The 23597-nt window shown below is 55.7% G+C and carries 22 protein-coding genes and 4 pseudogenes; 12 read left to right on the plus strand and 14 right to left on the minus strand.

The window, feature by feature from the left end; translation table 11 throughout:
* Positions 1-16 precede the first annotated feature (16 nt).
* The 5 genes from R7P64_RS15000 to R7P64_RS15020 all read right to left on the minus strand — a co-directional run bounded on the left by R7P64_RS15000 (position 17) and on the right by R7P64_RS15020 (position 5297).
* Complete coding sequence (locus R7P64_RS15000) at positions 17-1225, minus strand: bifunctional alpha/beta hydrolase/OsmC family protein (protein ID WP_213899622.1); 1209 nt, start codon at positions 1223-1225, stop codon at positions 17-19.
* Between the two features lie 63 nt (positions 1226-1288).
* Positions 1289-2653 (minus strand): glutathione-disulfide reductase, encoded by a 1365-nt coding sequence (gene gorA / locus R7P64_RS15005; RefSeq protein ID WP_213899621.1) that lies wholly within the window; start codon positions 2651-2653, stop codon positions 1289-1291.
* A gap of 106 nt (positions 2654-2759) precedes the next feature.
* Positions 2760-3266, minus strand: a complete 507-nt coding sequence (locus R7P64_RS15010; protein WP_213899620.1) for a YkgB family protein — start codon at positions 3264-3266, stop codon at positions 2760-2762.
* A 61-nt stretch (positions 3267-3327) separates the two neighbouring features.
* Entirely contained in the window at positions 3328-3612 is a 285-nt protein-coding gene (gene grxC, locus R7P64_RS15015) for a glutaredoxin 3 (RefSeq protein ID WP_213899619.1), read from the minus strand.
* 368 nt (positions 3613-3980) lie between these two features.
* Positions 3981-5297: an IS1380 family transposase gene (locus R7P64_RS15020; protein WP_213899618.1), complete on the minus strand. Its 1317-nt coding sequence runs from the start codon at positions 5295-5297 to the stop codon at positions 3981-3983.
* Positions 5298-5438: 141 nt separating this feature from the next.
* Between R7P64_RS15020 and R7P64_RS15025 the strand changes: the two genes are divergently transcribed.
* Positions 5439-6287 carry an AraC family transcriptional regulator gene (locus R7P64_RS15025; RefSeq protein WP_213899617.1) on the plus strand — a complete coding sequence of 283 codons (849 nt, stop codon included), beginning with the start codon at positions 5439-5441 and terminating at the stop codon, positions 6285-6287.
* A gap of 23 nt (positions 6288-6310) precedes the next feature.
* Complete coding sequence (locus tag R7P64_RS15030; RefSeq protein ID WP_213899616.1) at positions 6311-6556, plus strand: Rho-binding antiterminator; 246 nt, start codon at positions 6311-6313, stop codon at positions 6554-6556.
* Between the two features lie 3 nt (positions 6557-6559).
* On the opposite strand, the gene R7P64_RS15035 is transcribed toward R7P64_RS15030, so the two are convergent.
* Both R7P64_RS15035 and R7P64_RS24850 read right to left on the minus strand, forming a co-directional pair.
* On the minus strand, positions 6560-7474 hold the full coding sequence (locus R7P64_RS15035) for a YeeE/YedE thiosulfate transporter family protein (protein WP_284143226.1): 915 nt from the start codon (positions 7472-7474) through the stop codon (positions 6560-6562).
* Positions 7475-7484: 10 nt separating this feature from the next.
* Positions 7485-7712, minus strand: a complete 228-nt coding sequence (locus tag R7P64_RS24850) for a hypothetical protein (RefSeq protein WP_411912966.1) — start codon at positions 7710-7712, stop codon at positions 7485-7487.
* Positions 7713-7792: 80 nt separating this feature from the next.
* On the opposite strand from R7P64_RS24850, the pseudogene R7P64_RS15040 reads away from it, so the two are divergent.
* The 3 genes and pseudogenes from R7P64_RS15040 to R7P64_RS15050 form a co-directional block, all read left to right on the plus strand.
* Positions 7793-8229 (plus strand): annotated as a pseudogene (locus R7P64_RS15040) (IS66 family transposase); the annotation flags it as partial.
* A 201-nt stretch (positions 8230-8430) separates the two neighbouring features.
* Positions 8431-8793: a cupin domain-containing protein gene (locus R7P64_RS15045; protein WP_001201003.1), complete on the plus strand. Its 363-nt coding sequence runs from the start codon at positions 8431-8433 to the stop codon at positions 8791-8793.
* Positions 8794-8816: 23 nt separating this feature from the next.
* Positions 8817-9380: a chlorite dismutase family protein gene (locus tag R7P64_RS15050; RefSeq protein WP_001097412.1), complete on the plus strand. Its 564-nt coding sequence runs from the start codon at positions 8817-8819 to the stop codon at positions 9378-9380.
* 250 nt (positions 9381-9630) lie between these two features.
* On the opposite strand, the gene tnpC is transcribed toward R7P64_RS15050, so the two are convergent.
* A complete protein-coding gene (gene tnpC, locus R7P64_RS15055) occupies positions 9631-11175 on the minus strand; it encodes an IS66 family transposase (RefSeq protein ID WP_008175578.1) in 1545 nt (514 codons plus the stop codon).
* A 592-nt stretch (positions 11176-11767) separates the two neighbouring features.
* On the opposite strand from tnpC, the gene R7P64_RS15060 reads away from it, so the two are divergent.
* Genes R7P64_RS15060 through mphR(A) form a run of 3 tightly spaced genes read left to right on the plus strand, consistent with a single transcriptional unit; the run spans position 11768 to position 14492 of the window.
* A complete protein-coding gene (locus tag R7P64_RS15060; protein ID WP_000219387.1) occupies positions 11768-12673 on the plus strand; it encodes an Mph(A) family macrolide 2'-phosphotransferase in 906 nt (301 codons plus the stop codon).
* Entirely contained in the window at positions 12670-13908 is a 1239-nt protein-coding gene (gene mrx(A) / locus R7P64_RS15065; RefSeq protein ID WP_000004159.1) for a macrolide resistance MFS transporter Mrx(A), read from the plus strand. Before R7P64_RS15060 ends, mrx(A) begins: the two co-directional genes overlap by 4 nt.
* Entirely contained in the window at positions 13908-14492 is a 585-nt protein-coding gene (gene mphR(A), locus R7P64_RS15070) for a macrolide-binding transcriptional repressor MphR(A) (protein WP_001137892.1), read from the plus strand. Before mrx(A) ends, mphR(A) begins: the two co-directional genes overlap by 1 nt.
* 492 nt (positions 14493-14984) lie before the next feature.
* Here the strand turns inward: mphR(A) and R7P64_RS15075 are convergent, their stop codons facing one another.
* The 6 genes and pseudogenes from R7P64_RS15075 to R7P64_RS15100 all read right to left on the minus strand — a co-directional run.
* On the minus strand, positions 14985-15749 hold the full coding sequence (locus R7P64_RS15075; protein ID WP_001389365.1) for an IS6-like element IS6100 family transposase: 765 nt from the start codon (positions 15747-15749) through the stop codon (positions 14985-14987).
* A 39-nt stretch (positions 15750-15788) separates the two neighbouring features.
* A complete protein-coding gene (locus R7P64_RS15080) occupies positions 15789-17738 on the minus strand; it encodes a conjugal transfer protein TraG (RefSeq protein WP_106761483.1) in 1950 nt (649 codons plus the stop codon).
* A 149-nt stretch (positions 17739-17887) separates the two neighbouring features.
* Positions 17888-18526 carry a LysR family substrate-binding domain-containing protein gene (locus tag R7P64_RS15085; RefSeq protein ID WP_258236883.1) on the minus strand — a complete coding sequence of 213 codons (639 nt, stop codon included), beginning with the start codon at positions 18524-18526 and terminating at the stop codon, positions 17888-17890.
* A gap of 3 nt (positions 18527-18529) precedes the next feature.
* A pseudogene (locus R7P64_RS15090) lies at positions 18530-18829 on the minus strand (LysR family transcriptional regulator); the annotation flags it as partial.
* Positions 18830-18857: 28 nt separating this feature from the next.
* The gene (gene floR / locus R7P64_RS15095; RefSeq protein ID WP_106761485.1) at positions 18858-20072 is read right to left on the minus strand and encodes a chloramphenicol/florfenicol efflux MFS transporter FloR; all 1215 of its coding nucleotides are present in this window, start codon (positions 20070-20072) and stop codon (positions 18858-18860) included.
* Between the two features lie 230 nt (positions 20073-20302).
* A pseudogene (locus R7P64_RS15100) lies at positions 20303-20752 on the minus strand (DUF3363 domain-containing protein); the annotation flags it as partial.
* Here R7P64_RS15100 and R7P64_RS15105 point away from each other — a divergent pair.
* The 4 genes and pseudogenes from R7P64_RS15105 to R7P64_RS15120 form a co-directional block, all read left to right on the plus strand.
* A pseudogene (locus tag R7P64_RS15105) lies at positions 20669-20848 on the plus strand (tyrosine-type recombinase/integrase); the annotation flags it as partial. The pseudogenes R7P64_RS15100 and R7P64_RS15105 sit on opposite strands and share 84 nt — an antisense overlap.
* Positions 20849-21199: 351 nt before the next feature.
* Positions 21200-21814, plus strand: coding sequence for a recombinase family protein (locus R7P64_RS15110; protein ID WP_099593669.1), 615 nt, complete (start codon positions 21200-21202; stop codon positions 21812-21814).
* A 65-nt stretch (positions 21815-21879) separates the two neighbouring features.
* The gene (aph(3'')-Ib, locus tag R7P64_RS15115) at positions 21880-22683 is read left to right on the plus strand and encodes an aminoglycoside O-phosphotransferase APH(3'')-Ib (RefSeq protein ID WP_025464697.1); all 804 of its coding nucleotides are present in this window, start codon (positions 21880-21882) and stop codon (positions 22681-22683) included.
* On the plus strand, positions 22683-23519 hold the full coding sequence (locus R7P64_RS15120) for an APH(6)-I family aminoglycoside O-phosphotransferase (RefSeq protein ID WP_000480959.1): 837 nt from the start codon (positions 22683-22685) through the stop codon (positions 23517-23519). Before aph(3'')-Ib ends, R7P64_RS15120 begins: the two co-directional genes overlap by 1 nt.
* Positions 23520-23597 lie beyond the last annotated feature (78 nt).

Here is a 23597-nt window from a genome sequence, read left to right on the forward strand (position 1 = left end):
GTTTAAAGTGCTTTTTCTAATTCGCGTTTAGTTTTGTGTTTACTACTAGGTGACTGTGTAAGGTTTTATGGACTGGGCATTTATCTGCAATCTCAAGCAGACTTTCCCGCTGCTCATCATTTAACTCACCTTCCAATGTGATTTCACGATTGAGGTGATCAATTTGCTGAGGGGCTTCATCACAGTGTTCACAATCCTTGCTGTAACTACGCTCATGATGCAAGTTAATGCCGATATTGCTTAGCGGCCATTTCTTTCTATCAGCGTACATACGGATCGTCATGGAGGTACAAGTGCCTAATGCGGCGAGCAAGTGTTCGTATGGATCGGGGCCTGCATTTATTCCACCCACCGCGACAGGCTCATCGGCTAGCCAGTGATGACTATTGCTATAAACGTTCTGCGCGAATTTATGGTCCTTTTCTTCGACGTAGACATGGCCTTTGGCTACCGTTTGCCCGGATTTCTCTACGATTGAGGGTTCGATATATCGGCTTGCCCAAGCTGCAATCGTTGTAGCAATGTATTCGGCATCATCCTTGTTGGAAACAAGGTGGTCAGCATTATCCAGGCTTACAAAGCTCTTTGGATGCTTGGCATCTTTATAAATTTTTTCGGCCTCGGCGATTTTTACTGTGCTGTCCATCGGCGAGTGCATGACCAATAATGCTTTTCGTAAGTTTCCAATCTCGGATTCGATTTGTTTAAGGTCTTCAACAAACTGTTTCTTAATAACAAACTTTCGAAAACCCAATGTGACTTCAGCTTTGCCTTCTTGATTGATCGTGTCTAGATTGGCCGCAAAGTTATGTACAACATGCTGCGCCTCGTGAGGTGCTCCAATGGTTGCAACGGCTTTCACTTCGGGTAAGCGGTGAGCTACTGACAGTACGGCAGCCCCTCCCAAACTATGGCCGATCAATAAACTCGGTGCCTGATAATTCTCTCTTAGAAAATCTGCGGCTGCTTTTAAGTCATCCACATTGGAGGAGTAATTGGTGTTAGAGAAGTCCCCATCGCTATTTCCTAAGCCCGTAAAGTCGAACCTTAATACCGCGATACCTTTTGCGGTCAAGGCTCTAGCAATTCTAGAAGCAGCTGCAATATCTTTCCCACAGGTAAAGCAGTGTGCAAATAAGGCGTAGCTGGAAACTCTCTGGTCGGGCGATTCCAACATTCCTCTAAGGGTAATGCCATTGCTGACAAATTCGACTTTATTCTTCATAGCTTATACCTCGTAGCTTATACCTTAAGCCTCTGCTTCTTGATGGGTTTGAACAGCGTTGACTTAAACCGAGTAACTAAGGTCTCTTAAGGTGACAAATTCTTCGGCCATTGTCGGGTGAATACCAATCGTGCCGTCGAATTGATCTTTAGTGAGCCCTGCTTTGACTGCTACGGCAAAGCCTTGAATCGCTTCACCAGCGTCAGGGCCAACCATGTGCATACCGACGACTTTTTGAGTGCCCTTCTCAACCAGCATACGCATCAATACTCGCTCTTCACTTCCTGATAAGGTGTGCTTAAGGTGTTTGAATTCTGACTGGTATACCTCTACCGGCACACCTTTGGCCTTAAGCGCGTCTTCAGATAGCCCCACTGTTCCAATATTCGGTTGGCAAAAGATTGCGGTGGGAATATTGTCATAACTGATGCTTTTGCTGCCATCACCATATTGCTGGCTTACGAACACCATCGCCTGAGCTGTTGCGACGGGCGTCAATTCCGGCGTGCCAATCACATCACCCAAGGCATAAATCGATGGGACGGATGTTTGGAATTGGTCATTGACTTCAATCGTTGCATTATTACGAGTCGTTAGACCGACTTGTTCTATGCCTAAATCGCTCGTCAAAGACTTTCTGCCTGTTGCATACATCACCTGGCCAGCACTTAAAATCTCGCCATTATCCAGTTGGCAAACAAGGGTGTTATCCGATTGTTTTTCAATCTGGGTAATGTTGGTCGAATAATGGATATTCACGCCTTTTTTCTGCATTTCATTGGCTGCAAATTGTGCAGTAGGCTGGTCGAAGTTCTTAAGTAGTTTATCGCCGCGATAAACCAAATGAGTCTCGACACCCAATCCATTCATAATGCCGGCAAATTCAACCGCAATATAACCACCACCGACAATCACAATTTTTTCAGGAAGCTCTGGTAAATAGAAAACCTGATCCGAGCTAATCACATGTTCCGAACCTGGAAACGCTGGTACGCTTGGTGTTGCGCCAACTGTTACAAGAATCTTCTCAGCTGTGATGGTCTTACCATCAACTTCAACGCTATTGGGGGAAGTCAGTCGAGCGCGTCCCCAAACGATATTGACGCCTGCATTTTCTAAGAGTTTTTTGTAAATGCCGTTAAGGCGCTCAATCTCTTTGTTCTTGTTTTCTAGCAGCGCCGGCCAGTTGAAACGGCTTTCACCGACTTCCCAGCCAAATCCCGAAGCACCTTCAAACTCCTCTGAGCAATGTGAAGCGTAAACAAATAGCTTTTTAGGAACACAACCTACGTTGACGCATGTGCCCCCTAGGTATTTTTCTTCTGCAATAGCGACTCTCGCGCCAGTTGCGGCAGACATTCTTGCTGCACGTACGCCACCGGAGCCAGCTCCTATTACAAACAAATCATAATCATATTGCTCAGTCATAGTGTTCTCGCAGTACCTGTTCTGTTAATTGGTTAAATAGTAATAGTCTTAAGGTTAGTAAAAAAAGGCACTGTCGTTAGTGCCTTTTAGCTTAAAACTTGTTGACCTATTTGCTTGAGCTAAGAGCTTTTCCTAATAAAGATATTGCTGCTGCGAGTAGTACAATATCTTTCAAAAGGAACTGGCCAGGTACAACATTCAATGCTGGAAAACCACCCAAGCTTGCTTCCCAAACGGGTGCTGTCAGCAAGAAACTTGATGTCACAGCAAAGGTCGCAATGGCTGCTAGGCTACCCACGACAGCAATGTGTCGATGCAAAGGTGCTAGTAGAATCGCTGCCGCAGTCGCTATTTCAACAGTGCCGATAAGATTTGAAGCCCCTTGTAGGCTAAATACATTATAAAGCCATGATGTTAGAGGACTTGAAGCAACAAGGCCTTGAATTGCACCCGCTTCATAGGCCGAGAATTTCATTGCTCCAATCCAGGCCAGTACTACGACCACTGAGTAACGTAAGGCTTGGTCGCCTATACGTGTAATTGTGACGTCCAAGGGACGAGTGTTTTGAGTCAAAGCGGTGTCTGTGAGTTGTCTTGCTGTTGAAGTTGTCATGATGTTTTTCCTTCTACTTTGATTTAAATTTTGTTTTGAGTTCGTGTCATTTTGGGTAGCGCTATACTACCGCTGCATTTACCTCAAGAATCTTTTCCAGCTCTCCGTTTCGAAGCGCTGCCTGTAGATCATCGTTGCCACCAATGTGGTGATCGTCGATAAAGATCTGTGGAACCGTATGACGGTTACTACGTTCGCGCATTTCCTTGCCATGCTTTCTGCTGAAGGTAATGTCGATTTCTTCAAACTTCAGCCCCAGTTTTTTAAGCGTTGCCTTAGTCATCTTGCAGTAAGGGCAGTAGCCTTTGCTGTATACGGTTACTTTCGCAGTCTGTTTTGTCGCCATCGCTATGCTCCTTCTGTTTCACTTTTTGTGTTTCGTTTGTCTTGCGTTGATGTGATCATTATGGGCTTTCAATAAAAACTAACAATGTGCAAAAGTCTTTAAATATTGCACTGATCGTCTATTATTATTTTAGTGTATAGCCTGAATCAGTGACTTCGCTCGCCAATATACTCGTCAAGCCCACCTCTGCGCCAACAAGAGGCGATAACTGGGTGAGATTCTGACTTTGAGGTCTGGAAGCAAAGAGCGGGAGCAACCGATGGCCCGAGATTGGTTGATAAATAACCAGCATGCAGTGTTTAGGCAATAGCGGGCTGTCCCGGCAGAGGATTCCGGGAGGATTGCTTTTTGCCAGTGGTTGAGTTGGCCTATCCGGCGGAAGCAAGGCCCCGATAAAGATCGAGGTAAACCGCAAAGCCTGGGCAGTGCCGGCCAAATCGCAGGATCCACTGCCGGCCACTGTGCACCAGGCGGCAGGCCATGGTCATGATTTCCTGCATCACGGTTCTCAGGCGGCGACGCTTGGCCGGGTGGCGAACCGGTGCATCCGGGCCGGTCAGTCGCAGACCCATCCAGCGCAACACGTTGTAACCCATCGTCGCGAAGGCCATGACCAGGTTGTTGGTGTCGAATTTCCCGGACGGAAGTCGTTCCAGGTCCAGGTCGGTCTTGAACTCGCTGTGGAACTGCTCACTGGTGGCGTGATCGCTGTACAGCGCCATGATGTGTTGCTCGTCGGCTACTTCGGCCGGCAACGAGGTCACCCAGCCTTCGAGGCTGACTTCCGGTTCGAGATACAGCTGGCCTTCGGCATCGCTGGTACGAACGGTGACCTTCACGATGCGACGCAGACCGGGCTCGTCCGGAATCGCTTCCGACAGAACCGCTTCCATTTTGCCGTCGCGCTCCAGTGACCAGGCTTTCCGGGCCTGGGCCTTGTCCGCCCAGACGAGCGGATCCTCTTTACGAGGGTTCCACTTGATCAGGAAGTCGACCTGGTCCTGCTCGCGCAGGAAATCGCTATTGGCACGGGCATCGTGTGCGCTGTCCAGGCGCAACAAAATGGGCTTATCCGTCAGTGATCGAGCCCGGGGTAACACTCGTTTGAGGGTGTCGAGAAATCCCTTGTTGGCGTGCTGGCTGCCAGGGCGCAGCTCGCAACCCAGGCACCAGCCTTCCTGCCCCAGGTAGGCGGCCATCGGCGCATAGCCGTCATAACCCTTGTAGGTGTAGCTGACACCCTCTTTGCGGGTCTGGCTGTTGTCCATGGGAAAGACATCCATATCCAGCGCAACGTGGCCCATCGCCAGAGGTGACACCGGAGCTTCGACGGACTGAAGAAACTCGACGCTGGCATCGTCCAGCAGGGGTGTCAGGCCTTGAGCGTCTTCATCAAATCGCTGGCGCAACCGGGCCGACGATGGCGATTGCTTGATGCCCAGGGCAGACTTGAAAAATGGGTCCGTTCGAACCGGCTCGGCCGCCTCGAAGTCACTCTTGCCCAGCGTGATCAGGCCAAGATAGGTCCGGATCAGTTCAATGTTCGGAATACCGTGCCGCTTGACGACGGTGCGGGCGGTTTTGGTGAGCGATGTATGCCGGTTCAGGCAATGACCGACCAAGGCCAGCCCGCCATTGGGTGTATAGACTTCGGTTCGGGATTGCTGGAGAGTGAAGGTACGCATGAGCCGAAAGCACTAACTGGGTGAATGGGTGTCAGATGCTATTATATCGCTCTAAGCCTTGTTATTGCAGGCTTTGGGCGTGAGTTCAGCTCGTTGAAGTCACGGATTCAGGTATAGGTTAATGGTGATAGGAAGGTATGAATGGAAATTCTCAGTGATATTCTTAAATCATTACGCGTCAGCGGTAGTGTCTACTTTTGTAGCCAAGTGGAGGCACCTTGGACTAAGGAATTTAAAGAGACCGAGACGGCTGGCTTTCATATGGTTCGACGTGGGTATTGCTGGGCGATTATTGGTGACAAAGTAGAGCAGCTTGGTCCTGGTGACTTGATATTTTTAGGGCCTGGACTCGATCATATATTAACGAGCGAGTCGCCCTACGGTGACATATCTACTGCAGGTGAGAATACTCTTTTGCTATGTGGATATTGCAGTTTTGAGGACGAGACATTAACGCCACTCAAAACAATCTTCCCTCAAACGACCATTGTTAGAGAGGAGGAGCTGCATCAACACCCTTGGTTAAAAAGCACCTTTGACCAACTTAGTGCAGAATATATGGCACAGAATCCGGGCACGGAGATTATCGTCAACAAACTAACTGAAGTTGTACTGGTTGAGCTGATAAGAATTAATTTTGGTCGCCAAGAACAAAACTCTTTCCTAATGGCACTGAATGACAAGCGTATATCCAAAGCACTAAAACTCATGCATGAATCACCGAGTGAGCCTTGGACTATCGAGGATCTAGCAAGCCAGATTGGTATGTCTAGAGCCGCCTTTGCAAAACAATTCAGAGATCTGGTCGGCCAAACGGTTTTTACTTATTTATCGCAGTTGAGAATTCAACGAGCGAAGGAAATGCTCAAGAATACGAGCCTGATGGTCGATGATATCGCGCTAAGTATCGGGTATGAATCAGAGCGAGCATTTACTAAAACGTTTGGAAAATACGTCGGTATGACGCCGAAACAGTACCGTAAGCAATAGCCGTTTCTAGTGAGGAAAAACTGATGATTTCATGTAACGACTATGACTATATTGAAATAGCCTGTACCTATCAATATCCGATTATATTGACACTCAAATCTGGTGAGATAATTCATTGCAGCGCGAAAGATACCTCACTGAATAACGAGAGGGAAGAGTGCATAAAAGTCGAGGTAGGTGATGCCGAGCGTTTAGTGGTACTGGATGAAGTCAAGATAATGGAAGCGAAAGTCGATAATCCTCATTTCCAATCGGTTCGGTTTAATTGAGATTTAGGTCTTCTGAAAATTGCGTTTGAGAATAATAAGCAAAGCCATACCTAAGAGCATTGAAACGTAACTGGGCACCGCTTGAAGGGACAAAGTGGGAATACTATTTAGCAATACTACGTCATTGCCTCCGGGAACAAACACCGCGCCAACGCCCATCAGAAAACCACCGAATAGGTAATTAGCTTTTACTTCAAAATCTAAGTTAAAGGTATGACTTGTTTTCGCAGAAATAAGGATGCCCAAGAGCATGGCGACGAATAAAAACACACTTAGTTTGTAGTAGATACCAAGGCTCATGCCTTCTTGATCGAACATTAGGTAGAGTAGGCCCATGATAATAAGGTTGGAATAGACCCATATACCAACGAGCACAACCAATATGCCGTTGCAAATGCCTAGAATTGCGGCTGATAAACTCTTGTCATAATGCTCACTCTTAAAACGCCTCTTCCATGTGCTGGCGGAAGCTCCTTTACACAAGGAATAAAATTCATAGATTCCCCAAGCCACGAATAACACGGCAAAGATCCATAGTTGAAGTATTGAAAAACCATCAAAGGGTTTTATTTTCACAGCTTGAAGATTGGGCTGAAATGAAGAGGCATAGCCAGCAGCAACGACGCCTAGGGAAAAACCTAAAAACGAAAAGATCAAAGCAAAACGACCACGGCAAAATTGGATCAGCGTGTTCATGGAGCAGCCTCCATTGATTACCGCCCCCATACCAAAAATGATTCCACCTATCATTGCTTCTGGTCGGAAGGCATAGTTCTCGTTACGGGCAGGTGAGATAAAACCGAACAACTCAAATAAAACCGTTACGCCAAACACCCAAATAACGATTTTCACGAAGCTCTTAAAGATCTCATAACGCTTCTGAATGATCAGCTCTTCAACAGCCATCACTGAACACATCGACGTTCGGTTACCGATAAAGCCAACAAAGAACGATAGTAGCGTAACCGTCCGGTGATTCCACCTTGAGCCAAATCGCCTGCCGACCAAAAGGCTCGAAGCTTACCACCCGGTCGATTCCGGTCAGATCCAGAAACGCCTCGTCGATGGAGTAGACATCCACTCTCGATGCCAGAGCTTCCAGGGTCGTCATCACCCGCCGGCTTATATCGCCATTTGTGTGGAATAGAGAATCAATTGGAACGGGGGCTTTGCTCGCCCCCCCTTGAACTTCTCATACCCAACCTGTTTGGCTATAGCTACTGAGGAGATCGCGGTGGCCCACCAAATCTTCCGGTCATCCTGTTCAATTACACCGCTAGCCGTACCCAGGAGGTGCCGCAGCGCCTCCTGGAGGCAGAAAGGCGTCGAGCGTATAGGTTGCTGGGCATGCGCGGCGCAAGTTCATCAGAAAACTCAATCCAAGGGCAAGATCGGCCGAGCGGAGATGGCACTGACTCTTATCAACAAGCTCTACGGCATCGAGCGCGACATGGAAGAGGCGGGCGATGCCCAGCGATACCAGACGCGCCAGTCGCAAAGCCAGGCTTTCCTGGAGCAACTGAAAGCTAGGCTGGACAAAACCCCTCCCCAGGTCACGTCGTCAAAGTGCCTTGGGCAAGCAATCAATTGCCTTGCGAGCAACTGGTTAAAGCTGATCCGCTACATCGAAAGGGGGACACCTGCCCATCGACAACAACCCTGCCGAGCGGGCGAGCCACCTTCTCATGTACATATGACCAAAGCGTCGCCCGTCTCCTCCCGTTATGTCATGCCTACCCACGACGGAGTATTGACGGTCTCTGTGCGCCAGAGCATAGTTTTCCCGAAGGGCGCTTAGGTACATATCTTCATGTGCTGTCCAGGCGCAGTTGCGTTTAGAGTACGTGTCCAATCAGTTTTAAATGGGTGTGAACATGAGAGCAGAAACTGAATCGCGGATTTTTTCGGTGGATGAATATGTTCGTCCGTCTAACGGCGAACCGATTCGTTCGGTTGTTCTGGAAACCAATGACTCTGTCGTCGTTGTTTGGCACGCCCACCCTGGGCAGGAAATAGCTTCCCATGTACATCCTCACGGCCAAGATACTTGGACGGTTATCTCAGGTGAAGCCGAATATCATCAAGGTAACGGCATAGTCACTCATCTTAAAGCTGGAGATATTGCGATCGCAAAACCTGGGCAGGTACATGGTGCAATGAACTCTGGCCCCGAACCTTTTATATTTGTTTCAGTGGTTGCGCCGGGCAATGCCGGTTTTGCGTTGGCTGAGAAATAGGCGAAAGGCCTGAGAGGAAACTGATGAATACACGATTATTTACGTTCGCTGGTGGAGAAACGGGTGTTTGGCGCGTTGTTCGGATGGATGCCGTGGCGGGAGCCCCTCTCCCTGGAATCCCCCGGCTCGACGTAGCCGCTGGCTCTGTTTCGCCGCAGCCTTTGGGCACCAAATGGCTTCTTCGCGGGATAACGAGTAACGAGCGTTATGTCGTGCGTGAAGAGAAGGATCGTCTCGTGGCGAAGCAGCCAAGTTTGGGTCGAGCAGAGGCCACCTGTGCCGCCCTGATCCCTATCCGGAAAAACCCCTCATGGTGGGGACTGGCTCAAGACGAACGCCGGAAGATTTTTGAGGAGCAGTCCCGTCACATTCACATTGGGCTCCAATATCTCCCTGCTGTGGCCCGTCGTCTCCACCATTGTCGGGACCTGGGCGAGAGCGAACCCTTCGACTTCTTGACGTGGTTCGAATATTCCCCGTCTGATGAGCCGGGCTTTAACAGGCTTTTGGCCGAACTCCGGGCCTCGGTGGAGTGGAAGTATGTCGACAGAGAAATCGACATCCGGCTAGTGCATGAGCCGGCCTAGTATCAGGTTTAACTGCGATCTCCGTGCGGCATACACCTGCGACACCCGCAGCCCAGCAAAGCCCGGAAAATCTAGTGTGTCTAATAACTTAGGAGTAACACGACACGTATGCCTAGCGAGCCACCAGTCGCTTGGGAAATTTTCTACTTATGGCCTCCTCTTTCTCTCATCGATCTCCCAGGGCATATCCTGCCGTCTAGAGTTGGCACCTTGTCCAGCTTTCGAAGAAGGCTCTCCATACACGTCCGGCCTACACCTTGTTAGGTATGGCCGGTTTCCAGTTGTGGGGCAATAGCTCGTCGATGGCGTTGTTCTTCTGTGTCGGCAGGCGAGTCAGCACATCCTTCAGGTAGGCATAGGGATCATGCCGATTCAGCTTCGCTGACTGTATTAGGGTCATGACCGCAGCCGCACGTTGACCACTGCGCAGTGAACCCGCAAACAGCCAATTGCTGCGCCCCAGCGCCCAGGGTCGGATCTGGTTTTCCACCCAGTTGTTGTCGATGGGCACAGCGCCATCGTCCAGGTAGCGCGTCAGCGCTTCCCAACGTTTGAGGCTGTAATCCAGGGCTTTGGCCGTGCCGGAGCCATCCGGCACTTTCTGGCGATGGGCCAGCATCCACTGATGCAGCGCATCGGCAAGGGGTTTGGCTTTGGTTTGCCGGATTTCCCGCCGCATATCCGGTGGCAGATCTTTGGTTTCCCGCTCGATCTCGTAGAGTCCACCGATGTATTCCAAGGCCTTGGCCGCCAATTCGCTCTTGTTGGCCTCGTGCAGGTCATAGAACTTGCGCCGGGCGTGGGCCATACAGCCGATTTCGGTAATGCCGTTGCCGAACCCGGCCTTGTAGCCAGCGTAATCATCACAGACCAGCTTGCCCCGCCAGTCACCCAGGAAGGTTCGGGCGTGTTCGCCTGCACGGCTGGGTGCGAAGTCGTAAATAGCTGCCTTCAGGTCGGCAAACGGTGTGGTGCAGTAGGCCCAGACGTAGGCCTTGTGGGTTTTCTTCTTGCCCGGGGCCAGCATGCTGACCGGGGTTTCATCGGCATGCAGAACACTGTGTTCCAGCAGAGTATTTCTCAACGCATCCACCAGCGGCTGCAACTGCACACCACAGGCACCCACCCATTCGGCCAGGGTGGAGCGCGGGATTTCCAGGCCGGCACGGCCGAACATGCGTTCCTGACGGTACAGCGGCAGATGGTCGGCATACTTGGCCACCAGCACCTGGGCCAGCAGGCCAGCGGTGGGGATGCCTTTGTCGATCACCTGCGGTGGCACCGGTGCCTGGATCAACGTCTCGCAGCTGTCGCAGGCCCATTTGCCCCGGATGTGACGTTCAACGGTGAACTCACCCGGGACATAATCCAGCTTCTCGCTGACGTCTTCGCCAATGCGCTTGAGCTGGCAGCCACACTGGCATTGAGTATTTTCTGGCTCGTGGTGGATCAGGGTGCGGGGCAGTTCCGGTGGCAGCGGTGTGCGTTTGGGTTGCTGCTTTGGCCGAGCGGCTTTCTGCTCCTCGGTCATCGCCTGTTCCAGTTCGACCTCGATGGAGGCCAGGTCGCTGTCGATCAGTTCGTCCAGCAGTTTTCCCTGAACCGCGTCCAGCTGCTCGCTACGCCGGGCGTACTTATGGCGCTTGAGAATGGCCACTTCGTGGGTCAGCTTCTCGATGACCGCATCACGGTGCACCAGAGCCCGCTCTTTGTTATCAACACGATCAAACAGTTCCGTAGCGAGAGCACGGAGCTGACCGGCAGAGAGTTGGTTGATGTCGGGGCGCTGAGTCATGCCCCTTAGTATGCCAAGCCCTTGTACTGCAAGCGATTCGCAGTTCTGGCTATGGCGGTATTGCTCAGCTTGTGGTTACAGGATTGAGATGACGCCATCGGCCCCAATACGGGGTTCTAGGGATTTTCCGTCCAAAAACGACAAAGTGCTCTGGAGGCCACGCCGTCCGCGGCCTCCAGAGGGGTATTACTTTTTTGGCGCTTCACATAGCCAGTCACAATAAATCAATCACTTAGCAGTCTGAATGTCGCATTTGGACGGAAAATCCCTAGAACCCCAATTTGCTAACTATTGGTTAGCATATGCTTGGTTTGCTTTAAGTCAACACCCAAAAGTTAGTTTTTCAATTTTTTAATTCAGGGTCAGTTGGTGCAAGCTGTGGTGACGCAAAGGAAGGGGTAATTTTCGGATCATTGCCCTGCCGCCCGTTGCTCCGAACCACTGGGAGCTGGACCCCAACGATCTCGGGTGTGACGATGGACCTGTACTGAGGGGGCTGTGGGTCGTACCCCGATTCGCATGAGGATTGAATATAACCGACGTGACTGTTATATTTAGGTGGCTAAACCCGTCAAGCCCTCAGGAGTGAATCATGACCGTAGTCACGACCGCCGATACCTTCCAACTGTACGCACTTGCAGCCCGACATGGGCTCAAGCTCCATGGCCCGCTGACTGTCAATGAGCTTGGGCTCGACTATAGGATCGTGATCGCCACCGTCGACGATGGACGTCGGTGGGTGCTGCGCATCCCGCGCCGAGCCGAGGTAAGCGCGAAGGTCGAACCAGAGGCGCGGGTGCTGGCAATGCTCAAGAATCGCCTGCCGTTCGCGGTGCCGGACTGGCGCGTGGCCAACGCCGAGCTCGTTGCCTATCCCATGCTCGAAGACTCGACTGCGATGGTCATCCAGCCTGGTTCGTCCACGCCCGACTGGGTCGTGCCGCAGGACTCGGAGGTCTTCGCGGAGAGCTTCGCGACCGCGCTCGCCGCCCTGCATGCCGTCCCCATTTCCGCCGCCGTGGATGCGGGGATGCTCATCCGTACACCGACGCAGGCCCGTCAGAAGGTGGCCGACGACGTTGACCGCGTCCGACGCGAGTTCGTGGTGAACGACAAGCGCCTCCACCGGTGGCAGCGCTGGCTCGACGACGATTCGTCGTGGCCAGATTTCTCCGTGGTGGTGCATGGCGATCTCTACGTGGGCCATGTGCTCATCGACAACACGGAGCGCGTCAGCGGGATGATCGACTGGAGCGAGGCCCGCGTTGATGACCCTGCCATCGACATGGCCGCGCACCTTATGGTCTTTGGTGAAGAGGGGCTCGCGAAGCTCCTCCTCACGTATGAAGCGGCCGGTGGCCGGGTGTGGCCGCGGCTCGCCCACCACATCGCGGAGCGCCTTGCGTTCGGGGCGGTCACCTACGCACTCTTCGCCCTCGACTCGGGTAACGAAGAGTACCTCGCTGCGGCGAAGGCGCAGCTCGCCGCAGCGGAATGAGCGAACGTCGATATAGCCCGCTCGCGACGCTGTTCGCGGCGACCTTTCTCTTCCGGATCGGCAACGCGGTGGCGGCCCTCGCGCTTCCATGGTTCGTCCTGTCTCATACAAAGAGCGCGGCCTGGGCGGGCGCCACGGCCGCTAGCAGCGTCATCGCGACCATCATCGGCGCGTGGGTTGGTGGTGGCCTCGTCGATCGGTTCGGGCGCGCGCCCGTCGCATTGATCTCGGGTGTGGTGGGCGGCGTGGCCATGGCGAGCATCCCACTGCTCGATGCCGTTGGCGCCCTCTCGAACACTGGGCTGATCGCTTGCGTGGTGCTCGGTGCCGCGTTCGACGCACCCGGTATGGCCGCGCAGGACAGTGAGCTGCCCAAACTCGGCCACGTCGCCGGGCTCTCCGTTGAGCGCGTCTCGTCACTGAAAGCGGTGATCGGGAACGTCGCGATTCTAGGTGGCCCGGCCCTTGGGGGGGCCGCAATCGGCCTGCTTGGCGCTGCGCCAACGCTCGGGCTGACGGCGTTCTGCTCCGTCCTTGCAGGTCTGCTCGGCGCGTGGGTGCTTCCCGCGCGTGCCGCTCGGACGATGACCACGACGGCGACTCTCTCCATGCGCGCCGGCGTCGCTTTTCTCTGGAGCGAACCCCTGCTGCGCCCTCTCTTTGGTATAGTGATGATCTTCGTGGGCATCGTTGGCGCCAACGGCAGCGTCATCATGCCTGCGCTGTTTGTAGATGCAGGACGCCAAGTAGCAGAGCTCGGGCTGTTCTCCTCAATGATGGGGGCTGGTGGTCTCCTTGGCATTGCCATTCATGCGTCGGTCGGCGCCCGGATATCAGCGCAGAACTGGCTGGCGGTGGCATTTTGTGGCTCTGCGGTGGGCTCGCTTCTGCTTTCACAGTTGCCAGGCGTGCCGGTGCTGATGTTGTTGGGCGCGCTCGTGGGACTGCTGACCGGCTCAGTCTCTCCCATTCTCAACGCTGCCATCTACAACCGCACGCCGCCAGAACTTCTCGGCCGGGTACTCGGCACGGTCTCGGCGGTGATGCTGTCAGCCTCGCCCATGGTTATGCTTGCGGCCGGCGCGTTTGTCGACCTTGCTGGTCCGCTCCCTGGCCTCGTTGTATCGGCCGTGTTTGCGGGGCTCGTGGCTCTACTCTCGCTCCGTCTTCAATTTGCTACAATGGCGGCGGCAGCCACAGCCTCCGCCCCAACCCATACAGAAGGTGAACACTGATGCCCCGCCCCAAGCTCAAGTCCGATGACGAGGTACTCGAGGCCGCCACCGTAGTGCTGAAGCGTTGCGGTCCCATAGAGTTCACGCTCAGCGGAGTAGCAAAGGAGGTGGGGCTCTCCCGCGCAGCGTTAATCCAGCGCTTCACCAACCGCGATACGCTGCTGGTGAGGATGATGGAGCGCGGCGTCGAGCAGGTGCGGCATTACCTGAATGCGATACCGATAGGCGCAGGGCCGCAAGGGCTCTGGGAATTTTTGCAGGTGCTCGTTCGGAGCATGAACACTCGCAACGACTTCTCGGTGAACTATCTCATCTCCTGGTACGAGCTCCAGGTGCCGGAGCTACGCACGCTTGCGATCCAGCGGAACCGCGCGGTGGTGGAGGGGATCCGCAAGCGACTGCCCCCAGGTGCTCCTGCGGCAGCTGAGTTGCTCCTGCACTCGGTCATCGCTGGCGCGACGATGCAGTGGGCCGTCGATCCGGATGGTGAGCTAGCTGATCATGTGCTGGCTCAGATCGCTGCCATCCTGTGTTTAATGTTTCCCGAACACGACGATTTCCAACTCCTCCAGGCACATGCGTAAACGGAGGTGTGCAGAGTCCCTGCGGCAGGCGACGAACACGACCGTCGTCGATTAGTACCGGTACGGTCGGTGGTATCGAAGTCTTGATCACCACTCAGGTCTACGGCTTACAAATGGTGACCATCCCGATACTTGCGTCAGAGCACCGGGCCGATTCTTTGACAGTGAATCACTCCCGTAAGGTTGTGCCGGTGTGGGTGTCCCGGGTCGAGACGATACTCCGCCAATGCGCCCAGCAAACAACCTGGCCATCGCAGGTGGTGGGGAGCGGTGTGGCGGATGAGTTGGACAAGTTGGTGTAGCAGCACGAGCACGGCGAGATAACATCGCAGGAGTTCGACATGCTCAAGAGACAGCTGATTGCGAATCGCGATGCAGATTCATAACCCGATTGCGGGTTGGCTTCACTCCACCATCACCGAGCAGACTAGCACGGCGGGCTCTGTTGCAAAGATTGGCGGCAGTCAGAGGTAGGCTGTCGCTCTGCGCCGATCAGGCGGCTGCTGCGAAATGGTGGTTGAGCATGCCCATGGCCTCCGTCAGCGCCGAGGGCCCAATGCCAAAAGCTCTCTCCACAAGGCGCACCTCGCCCCTGATGCCGGGCTGCAGGCACCAGGGGCGAGCCTGTCCTTTGCGCAGGGCTCGCATGACTTCGAATCCCTTGATCGTGGCATAGGCCGTGGGGATCGATTTGAAACCGCGCACCGGCTTGATCAGTATCTTGAGCTTTCCGTGATCGGCCTCGATCACGTTATTGAGATACTTCACCTGCCGGTGGGCCGTCTCCCGGTCCAGCTTTCCTTCGCGCTTCAATTCGGTGATCGCTGCACCATAGCTCGGCGCTTTGTCGGTATTGAGCGTGGCAGGCTTTTCCCAGTGCTTCAGGCCTCGCAGGGCCTTGCCCAGGAACCGCTTCGCTGCCTTGGCGCTGCGGGTCGGCGACAGGTAGAAATCGATCGTGTCGCCCCGCTTGTCGACTGCCCGGTACAGGTAGGTCCACTTGCCCCGCACCTTGACGTAGGTTTCATCCAGGCGCCAGCTCGGATCAAAGCCACGCCGCCAGAACCAGCGCAGCCGCTTCTCCATCTCCGGGGCGTAGCACTGGACCCAGCGATAGATCGTCGTATGGTCGACCGAAATGCCGCGTTCCGCCAGCATTTCCTCAAGGTCGCGATAGCTGATCGGATAGCGACAATACCAGCGCACCGCCCACAGGATCACATCACCCTGGAAATGGCGCCACTTGAAATCCGTCATCGTTCCGTCCGTCCAATCTCCGCCAAGCATGCTCAAGCTTCACGATTTTTGCAACAGAGCCCGCTGGCGCATGGCGCGGGCCTTGGCGGCGTCAACGTCCGGCTCGTCGTCCAGAAACTCGAACTCCTGTTCGGGCGATGGCGTCGGCGTGACGATTTCCTCATGCTCGGGCAATTCCGGCTCGCGGCGGATGCCGGCATTGGCCGGGTCGCCCTCGGCCTCGTTTCCCCTCGTCGCGGAACGGCTTTCCGCCGCGACCACGCGGCCGGACCAATCATCGGCGGATGGGCTGGGCGCCAGCGGAGCGGCGACCAGATCGGGCGGGGTCAGGATGCGTTCCTGCAACCGCGCGTCCTCGAAATAGCGGGCCTTGGTCGCGCGGATCGGCGGCGTGCCCGCGACCATGACGATTTCATCGGTAGGCGGAAGCTGCATGATTTCGCCCGGCGTGAGCAGCGGCCGGGCTGTCTCCTGCCGTGAAACCATGAGATGCCCGAGCCACGGCGCGAGCCTGTGGCCGGCATAGTTGGTGGAATCGCGCATCTCGGTCGCGGTGCCGAGCGCGTCGCTCACCCTTTTGGCGGTCCTTTCGTCATTCGTGGCAAAGCTGACGCGCACATGGCAGTTGTCGAGGATCGCGTTGTTCGGCCCATAGGCCCGCTCGATCTGGTTGAGGCTCTGCGCGATCAGGAAGCCTTTGATTCCGTAGCCTGCCATGAAGGCCAAGGCGGACTCGAAAAAATCCAACCTGCCCAATGCCGGAAACTCGTCGAGCATCAACAGCAGGCGATGGCGCTTGCCGGAGGTGGTCAATTCCTCGGTCAACCGCCTCCCAATCTGGTTGAGGATCAGGCGGATTAGCGGCTTTGTGCGGTTAATGTCGGATGGCGGCACGACCAGATAGAGCGTGACGGGCTGGCGGCTGCCGACCAGATCGGCAATGCGCCAGTCGCAATGCGCCGTCACCCGCGCCACCACGGGATCGCGGTAGAGGCCGAGAAACGACATGGCGGTGGAGAGCACGCCCGACCGCTCGTTCTCGGATTTGTTCAACAGTTCGCGGGCGGACGACGCGATGACGGGATGAAGGCCCGCCTCGCCGAGATGCGGCGTGTCCATCATGGCGCGCAAGGTCGCCTCGACCGGGCGGCGGGGATCGGACAGGAAGTTGGCGACGCCCGCCAAGGTCTTATCCTTCTCCGCGTAGAGAACATGCAGGATCGCGCCGACCAGCAAGCTATGGCTGGTCTTTTCCCAATGATTGCGCTTGTCGAGACTGCCTTCGGGATCGACCAGAATATCCGCGATATTCTGCACGTCGCGGACTTCCCATTCGCCCTGCCGCACCTCCAGCAGCGGGTTGTAGGCCGACGATCTGGCGTTGGTCGGATCGAACAGCAGCACGCGGCCATGCTTCGCGCGGAAGCCCGCTGTCAGCGTCCAGTTCTCGCCTTTTATGTCGTGAACGATGGCGGATGCCGGCCATGTCAGCAGCGTCGGCACCACCAGCCCGACGCCTTTGCCGCTGCGCGTCGGGGCGAAGCATAGAACATGCTCGGGACCATCATGGCGCAGATAGTCCCGGTCGTATCGGCCGAGCAGGACGCCATCGGGGCCGAGCAATCCGGCCGCGCGGATTTCTCTGTCCTCGGCCCATCGCGCCGAACCGTAGGTGGCGACGTTCCGGGCTTCGCGCGCGCGGATGATCGACATGAAGATGGCGGCAGCGATGGCGAGGAAGCCGCCCGATACGGCGATGATGCCGCCCTCGACGAAGATCGCGGGCGCATAGGCGTCGAACGAAAACCACCACCAGAAGAAGGCCGGTGGATAATAGACCGGCAGGCCCACCAGCTCGAACCACGGATTGCCAAGCTGCGGCTGGAAGCCGAGGCGGAATGCTATCCATTGCGTCGCCGCCCACGTCATCACCAGAACGATGGTGAAAACGACAGCGATCTGACCCCAAAGGATTCGGCCTCCGCGCAATGCAGGCTCCAGTTGGCAAGAGAGATTGAGCCGATTAGAGAATAAGCGTTTGCGCGGGAGGCAATAGCAAAGATGATGCAGGAGGGCTGCCGGATACTATCGGCGGCAAATAGGATGGGTGCTCGCAATTTCGAGCACATCCAAATGAATCAATTAGATCGGCTCATCTTGTCGGCGAGTCCAAGCAAATTTCGGAGCGCAACACTGCGATTGTGAGGCGACCAGACCGCCGAGAAAGCGACCGGCTCGGGTTCGTCGGTGATCGGCAGGAAGACCACCCCGGATGTTGGCAAGAGGGACGAAGCCGCACCTATGACAGTGATACCGAAATCCTGTCCCACCATCGACAGCAAGGTGCCGCGCCCAACATCAAATCTAAGGATCGAAGGCGCGGGCCAGGTTCCGGCAAGGCGTAAAACGATATGGTCATGCACTTGTGGGCCGGTGCCACCATGTCTGACGATGAACGTGTCCGCTGCCAGATCAGCCCATGTGGCGGCCGAGCGTCCAACAAGAGCGTGCCGCGCCGACACAGCGGCTAAAAGGGGTTCGGTCCATATTCGCCGGGAATGACAGTCGGGCGGTTTGGACGTGCCGGCAACGAACGCAATATCCAGCCGGTCGGCTCGAAGCTGCGTGAGAGTATCGCGTGCTGTGCCCTCCGTGATTTCGATGTCGAGATTGGGATGGTCCTTTCGATACTGACCAATCAGCTCTGCAAGGAAGCTGCCCGGAATCAGGGCATAGACACCGATGCGTAGCCGGCCGCATTCGCCTTGCGCTGTCATGCCGGCGGTCTTGACGGCGTGATCGAGTTGATCGACGCCTGCCACGACCCGCTCCATGAAGTGTCTGCCTGCATCCGTCAGCCGGACGCCTCGCGCATGGCGCTCGAACAGCAGGACACCAAGATTTTCTTCCAGCGCCTTAACGCGCGCGCTGACGCTCGACTGACTGACGCCGAGCGCGTTGGCCGCGTGCCGAAAGTTCAGATGCTCAGCGACGGCAACGAACTGAACAAGGGAAATGAGCGGTATCCTGCCGGACAGGATACCGCCATTCACGAGGCTGCGATGGCGGGTGCGCCGCATGGGTGCCAGCCGTCCTACCAATCGCCGGTTAGACGACTGGCGACCTCTCGGAAGGAACGTCGCGGGATCGAAGTAGCGCCAGACCCACCGATACCAGCACCGCCATCGTCGTCGCGTAGACGATCACGGGCCATGCGGTGTCGCCATTTAACAGCGTCACCGCCAATGTCCCGACGATGCTGACGATCAGACTTTGAATGCAGAAGTAGAACGCGACTGCCGATCCTGCGATGTCATCGAACTGTGCAAGCGCGCCGTTGGCGGTAACAGACACCGTGACGACAATGCCGACCGCCATAACCCACATTGGTAGGACGAAGGTGAGGAATGACGGCGAGCCGTAGAGTTCGCCTATCCCCAACAGGACCGCTCCGCAAACGAGCAGCGCCATCCCACGCGCCACGCATCCCGCGATGCCCCATCTGGCGACAAAGGACTTCGCGAAGCGGGTTGTCACGATCATGACGAATGCGACAGTGGCGAAGGCTAAGCTGAATCCGATCTCCGAATAGTCCGCTTGGCCTATGAGCACGCGGGGGGCCGTCGAGAAGAAGACAAAGAAAGTGCCCATGCCGGCGCTAAAGCCGACCGTGTAAACCCAAAAGGCCGGACTCGCGAAGATCGGCAAAACGGATCGGCGCGTTCCTGCTCCGTCCAACGGGCGGGTTTCGTGCCATCTGAAACCGGCATTCAAGAGTGCGGGTAACGCAAGCGCAGCCAGCGTGACGAATATCGCCCGCCATCCGAAAAACTCGCCGATGAGTGCTCCAGCGATTGGGCCAAGAGCAGGTACGAAGGCCAGCATCGAACTGAAAAGGCCGTAGATGACGACGCCCTCGGGCTGGCTGGCATACACGTCGCGAACCGTCGCGAACGTCGCCACCAGCGCAGCCGATGCGCCGACCGCTTGAAGCAGGCGGAAGGCGACCAAGGCTGCGGCCGTTGACGACCATGCTGCTCCGAGAGACGCAACGACGAAAATCACCCCGCCAGCAAGCAGGACTGGCCGTCGCCCGATGCGATCCGAAAGCGGCCCGAAGATCACTTGGCCCACGCCGAGCATCACCATGTAGAGGCTCAACGTGAGTTGGATAGTAGATGGCGTCGTATTCAGGATGCCGGGCATCGCCGGAACGACGGGAAGGTAAATATCCATCGCCAGTGACGCGAGGATGTCGAAGGGAGCCATCAGCAGCAGAGCTGCCGGCAACGTATAAGCCCACGCGGGGCGTGTGGTGGTCATGACGAATCAACCTCTCGAATAAGGATTCCGGGCGGCGTCTGCTCGTCAGCAATCAAACAGGATTGGTCTTACAGAACGCCGCAACAACAATGCTTGTTGTTGCGGCTTACTTGTCTGCTGTAATACTGGCTCCCATGCCGTTGACCTCACATTGAAAAGATGGATGGCGATTCTATCCGATCATCCCTTCCATCGCAATGCGTCGAGCTGCCAATCCGGGGTTGGACCACCTAGAGTCCAATCCCTCTCTGCCGGCCCAACTGCCAAGACACCGATCCGCCCTGCACGACGCCCATGACCTCGCGGCCGAGCTGACGGTCGATGATCGGCCGCCATGGGACAAGGGTGAACTCATGGGATTTCTCGACCACGGCGAACTTGCCGCTCGATAGCTGCACGGTGCCGGTGAACTTGCCGCTGACGCTCTCGCCATCCGCTGCTGCGCGGAACGGCAGACCTTTGCTCTCGGCCATCTCGGCGCCGACGCGGGCAACCTCGCGTTCGCGCAACGTGGCGAGAAGACTACGCCGATAGAAGATGCGGCCGTCCCGCGCTCGGGCGGCGTCGCCCTGTTCGATATGATGCTCGCGGCGCTGGTCCGCCACTCGTTCGCGACGGCCTTGCTCCGCAGCGGTTACGACATTCGAACCGTGCAGGATCTGCTCGGCCATTCCGACGTCTCTACGACGATGATTTACACGCATGTGCTGAAAGTTGGCGGTGCCGGAGTGCGCTCACCGCTTGATGCGCTGCCGCCCCTCACTAGTGAGAGGTAGGGCAGCGCAAGTCAATCCTGGCGGATTCACTACCCCTGCGCGAAGGCCATCGGTGCCGCATCGAACGGCCGGTTGCGGAAAGTCCTCCCTGCGTCCGCTGATGGCCGGCAGCAGCCCGTCGTTGCCTGATGGATCCAACCCCTCCGCTGCTATAGTGCAGTCGGCTTCTGACGTTCAGTGCAGCCGTCTTCTGAAAACGACAAGTCCCCTGCACGATGCTGTCTTGCGCCGTCACTTTACTAACCATAAACACCCTTTGTATGCCTTAGACAGAATTACGGGTTAAGTGACAATTTTTGACGACCGGCACGTTCTGGCTCACACTGTCACATAATCGAACGTTTGTGATACATGCTGATCGGATATGCCCGCGTCTCCAAAGCCGATGGCTCGCAGTCTCTCGACCTGCAGCACGACGCCTTGCGCGCCGCAGGTGTCGAACGGGACAATATCTATGATGATCTTGCTTCCGGCGGTCGTGATGATCGCCCTGGTTTGACCGCTTGCCTCAAGTCATTGCGTGACGGCGATGTGCTGGTGGTCTGGAAGCTCGATCGCCTCGGACGATCGCTTGCCCATCTGGTCAACACGGTGAAGGAGCTGTCAGACCGCAAGATCGGCCTGCGGGTTCTGACTGAAAAGGGCGCTCAGATCGACACCACGACTGCGTCCGGTCGCATGGTGTTCGGAATCTTCGCCACCTTGGCTGAGTTCGAGCGGGATCTGATCCGAGAGCGCACCATGGCGGGTCTCGCCTCCGCGAGAGCGCGCGGTCGCAAGGGCGGACGAAAATTCGCGCTCACCAAAGCTCAGGTGCGTCTCGCGCAAGCCGCCATGGCCCAGCGCGATACTTCAGTTTCCGATCTCTGCAAGGAACTTGGCATCGAGCGCGTCACTCTCTACCGGTACGTCGGCCCCAAAGGCGAGCTCAGAGACCATGGAAAGCATGTTCTTGGCCTTGCATAGCAACTCTTTTCTTTTCGCAGGTTGAGCCACCTCCGCGCCTCATCAGCAAACTGAAGGAACCTCCATTGAATCGGACTTATATTTTTTTGGGTGAATCGCATTCTGACTGGTTGCCTGTCAGAGGCGGAGAATCCGGTGATTTTGTTTTTCGACGTGGTGACGGGCATGCCTTCGCGAAAATCGCACCTGCTTCCCGTCGCGGTGAGCTCGCTGGAGAGCGTGACCGCCTCATTTGGCTCAAAGGTCGAGGTGTGGCTTGCCCCGAGGTAATCAACTGGCAGGAGGAACAGGAGGGCGCATGCCTAGTGATAACGGCAATTCCGGGAGTACCGGCGGCGGATCTGTCTGGAGCAGATTTGCTCAAAGCGTGGCCGTCAATGGGGCAGCAACTTGGGGCTGTTCACAGCCTATCGGTTGATCAATGTCCGTTTGAGCGCAGGCTGTCGCGAATGATCGGACGCGCCGTTGATGTGGTGTCCCGCAATGCCGTCAATCCCGACTTCTTACCTGACGAGGACAAGAGTACGCCGCAGCTCGATCTTTTGGCTCGTGTCGAACGAGAGCTACCGGTGCGGCTCGACCAAGAGCGCACCGATATGGTTGTTTGCCATGGTGATCCCTGCATGCCGAACTTCATGGTAGACCCTAGAACTCTTCAATGTACGGGTCTGATCGACCTTGGGCGGCTCGGAACAGCAGATCGCTATGCCGATTTGGCACTCATGATTGCTAACGCCGAAGAGAACTGGGCAGCGCCAGATGAAGCAGAGCGCGCCTTCGCTGTCCTATTCAATGTATTGGGGATCGAAGCCCCCGACCGCGAACGCCTTGCCTTCTATCTGCGATTGGACCCTCTTACTTGGGGTTGATGTTCATGCCGCCTGTTTTTCCTGCTCATTGGCACGTTTCCCAACCTGTTCTCATTGCGGACACCTTTTCCAGCCTCGTTTGGAAAGTTTTTTTGCCAGACGGGACTCCTGCAATCGTCAAAGGATTGAAACCTATAGAAGACATTGCTGATGAACTGCGCGGGGCCGACTATCTGGTATGGCGCAGTGGGAGGGGAGCAGTCCGGTTGCTCGGTCGTGAGAACAATCTGATGTTGCTCGAATATGCCGGGGAGCGAATGCTCTCTCACATCGTTGCCGAGCACGGCGACTACCAGGCGACCGAAATTGCAGCGGAACTGATGGCGAAGCTGTATGCCGCATCTGAGGAACCCCTGCCTTCTGCTCTTCTCCCGATCCGGGAGCGCTTTGCAGCTTTGTTTCAGCGGGCGCGTGACGATCAAAACGCAGGTCGTCAAACTGACTACGTCCACGCGGCGATTATAGCCGATCAAATGATGAGCAATGCCTCGGAACTGCGTGGGCTACATGGCGATCTGCATCATGAAAATATCATGTTCTCCAGTCGCGGCTGGCTGGTGATAGATCCAGTCGGTCTGGTCGGTGAAGTGGGCTTTGGCGCCGCCAATATGTTCTACGATCCGGCTGACAGAGACGACCTTTGTCTCGATCCTAGACGCATTGCACAGATGGCGGACGCATTCTCTCGTGCGCTGGACGTCGATCCGCGTCGGCTGCTCGACCAGGCGTACGCTTACGGGTGTCTTTCCGCGGCTTGGAACGCGGATGGAGAAGAGGAGCAACGCGATCTAGCTATCGCGGCCGCAATCAAGCACGTGCGACAGACGTCATACTAGATATCAAGCGACTTCTCCTATCCCCTGGGAACACATCAATCTTACCGGAGAATATCGTTGGCCAAAGCCTTAGCGTAG

Source organism: Vibrio sp. 2304, from assembly GCF_033339475.1.
GTDB lineage: Bacteria > Pseudomonadota > Gammaproteobacteria > Enterobacterales > Vibrionaceae > Vibrio > Vibrio alginolyticus.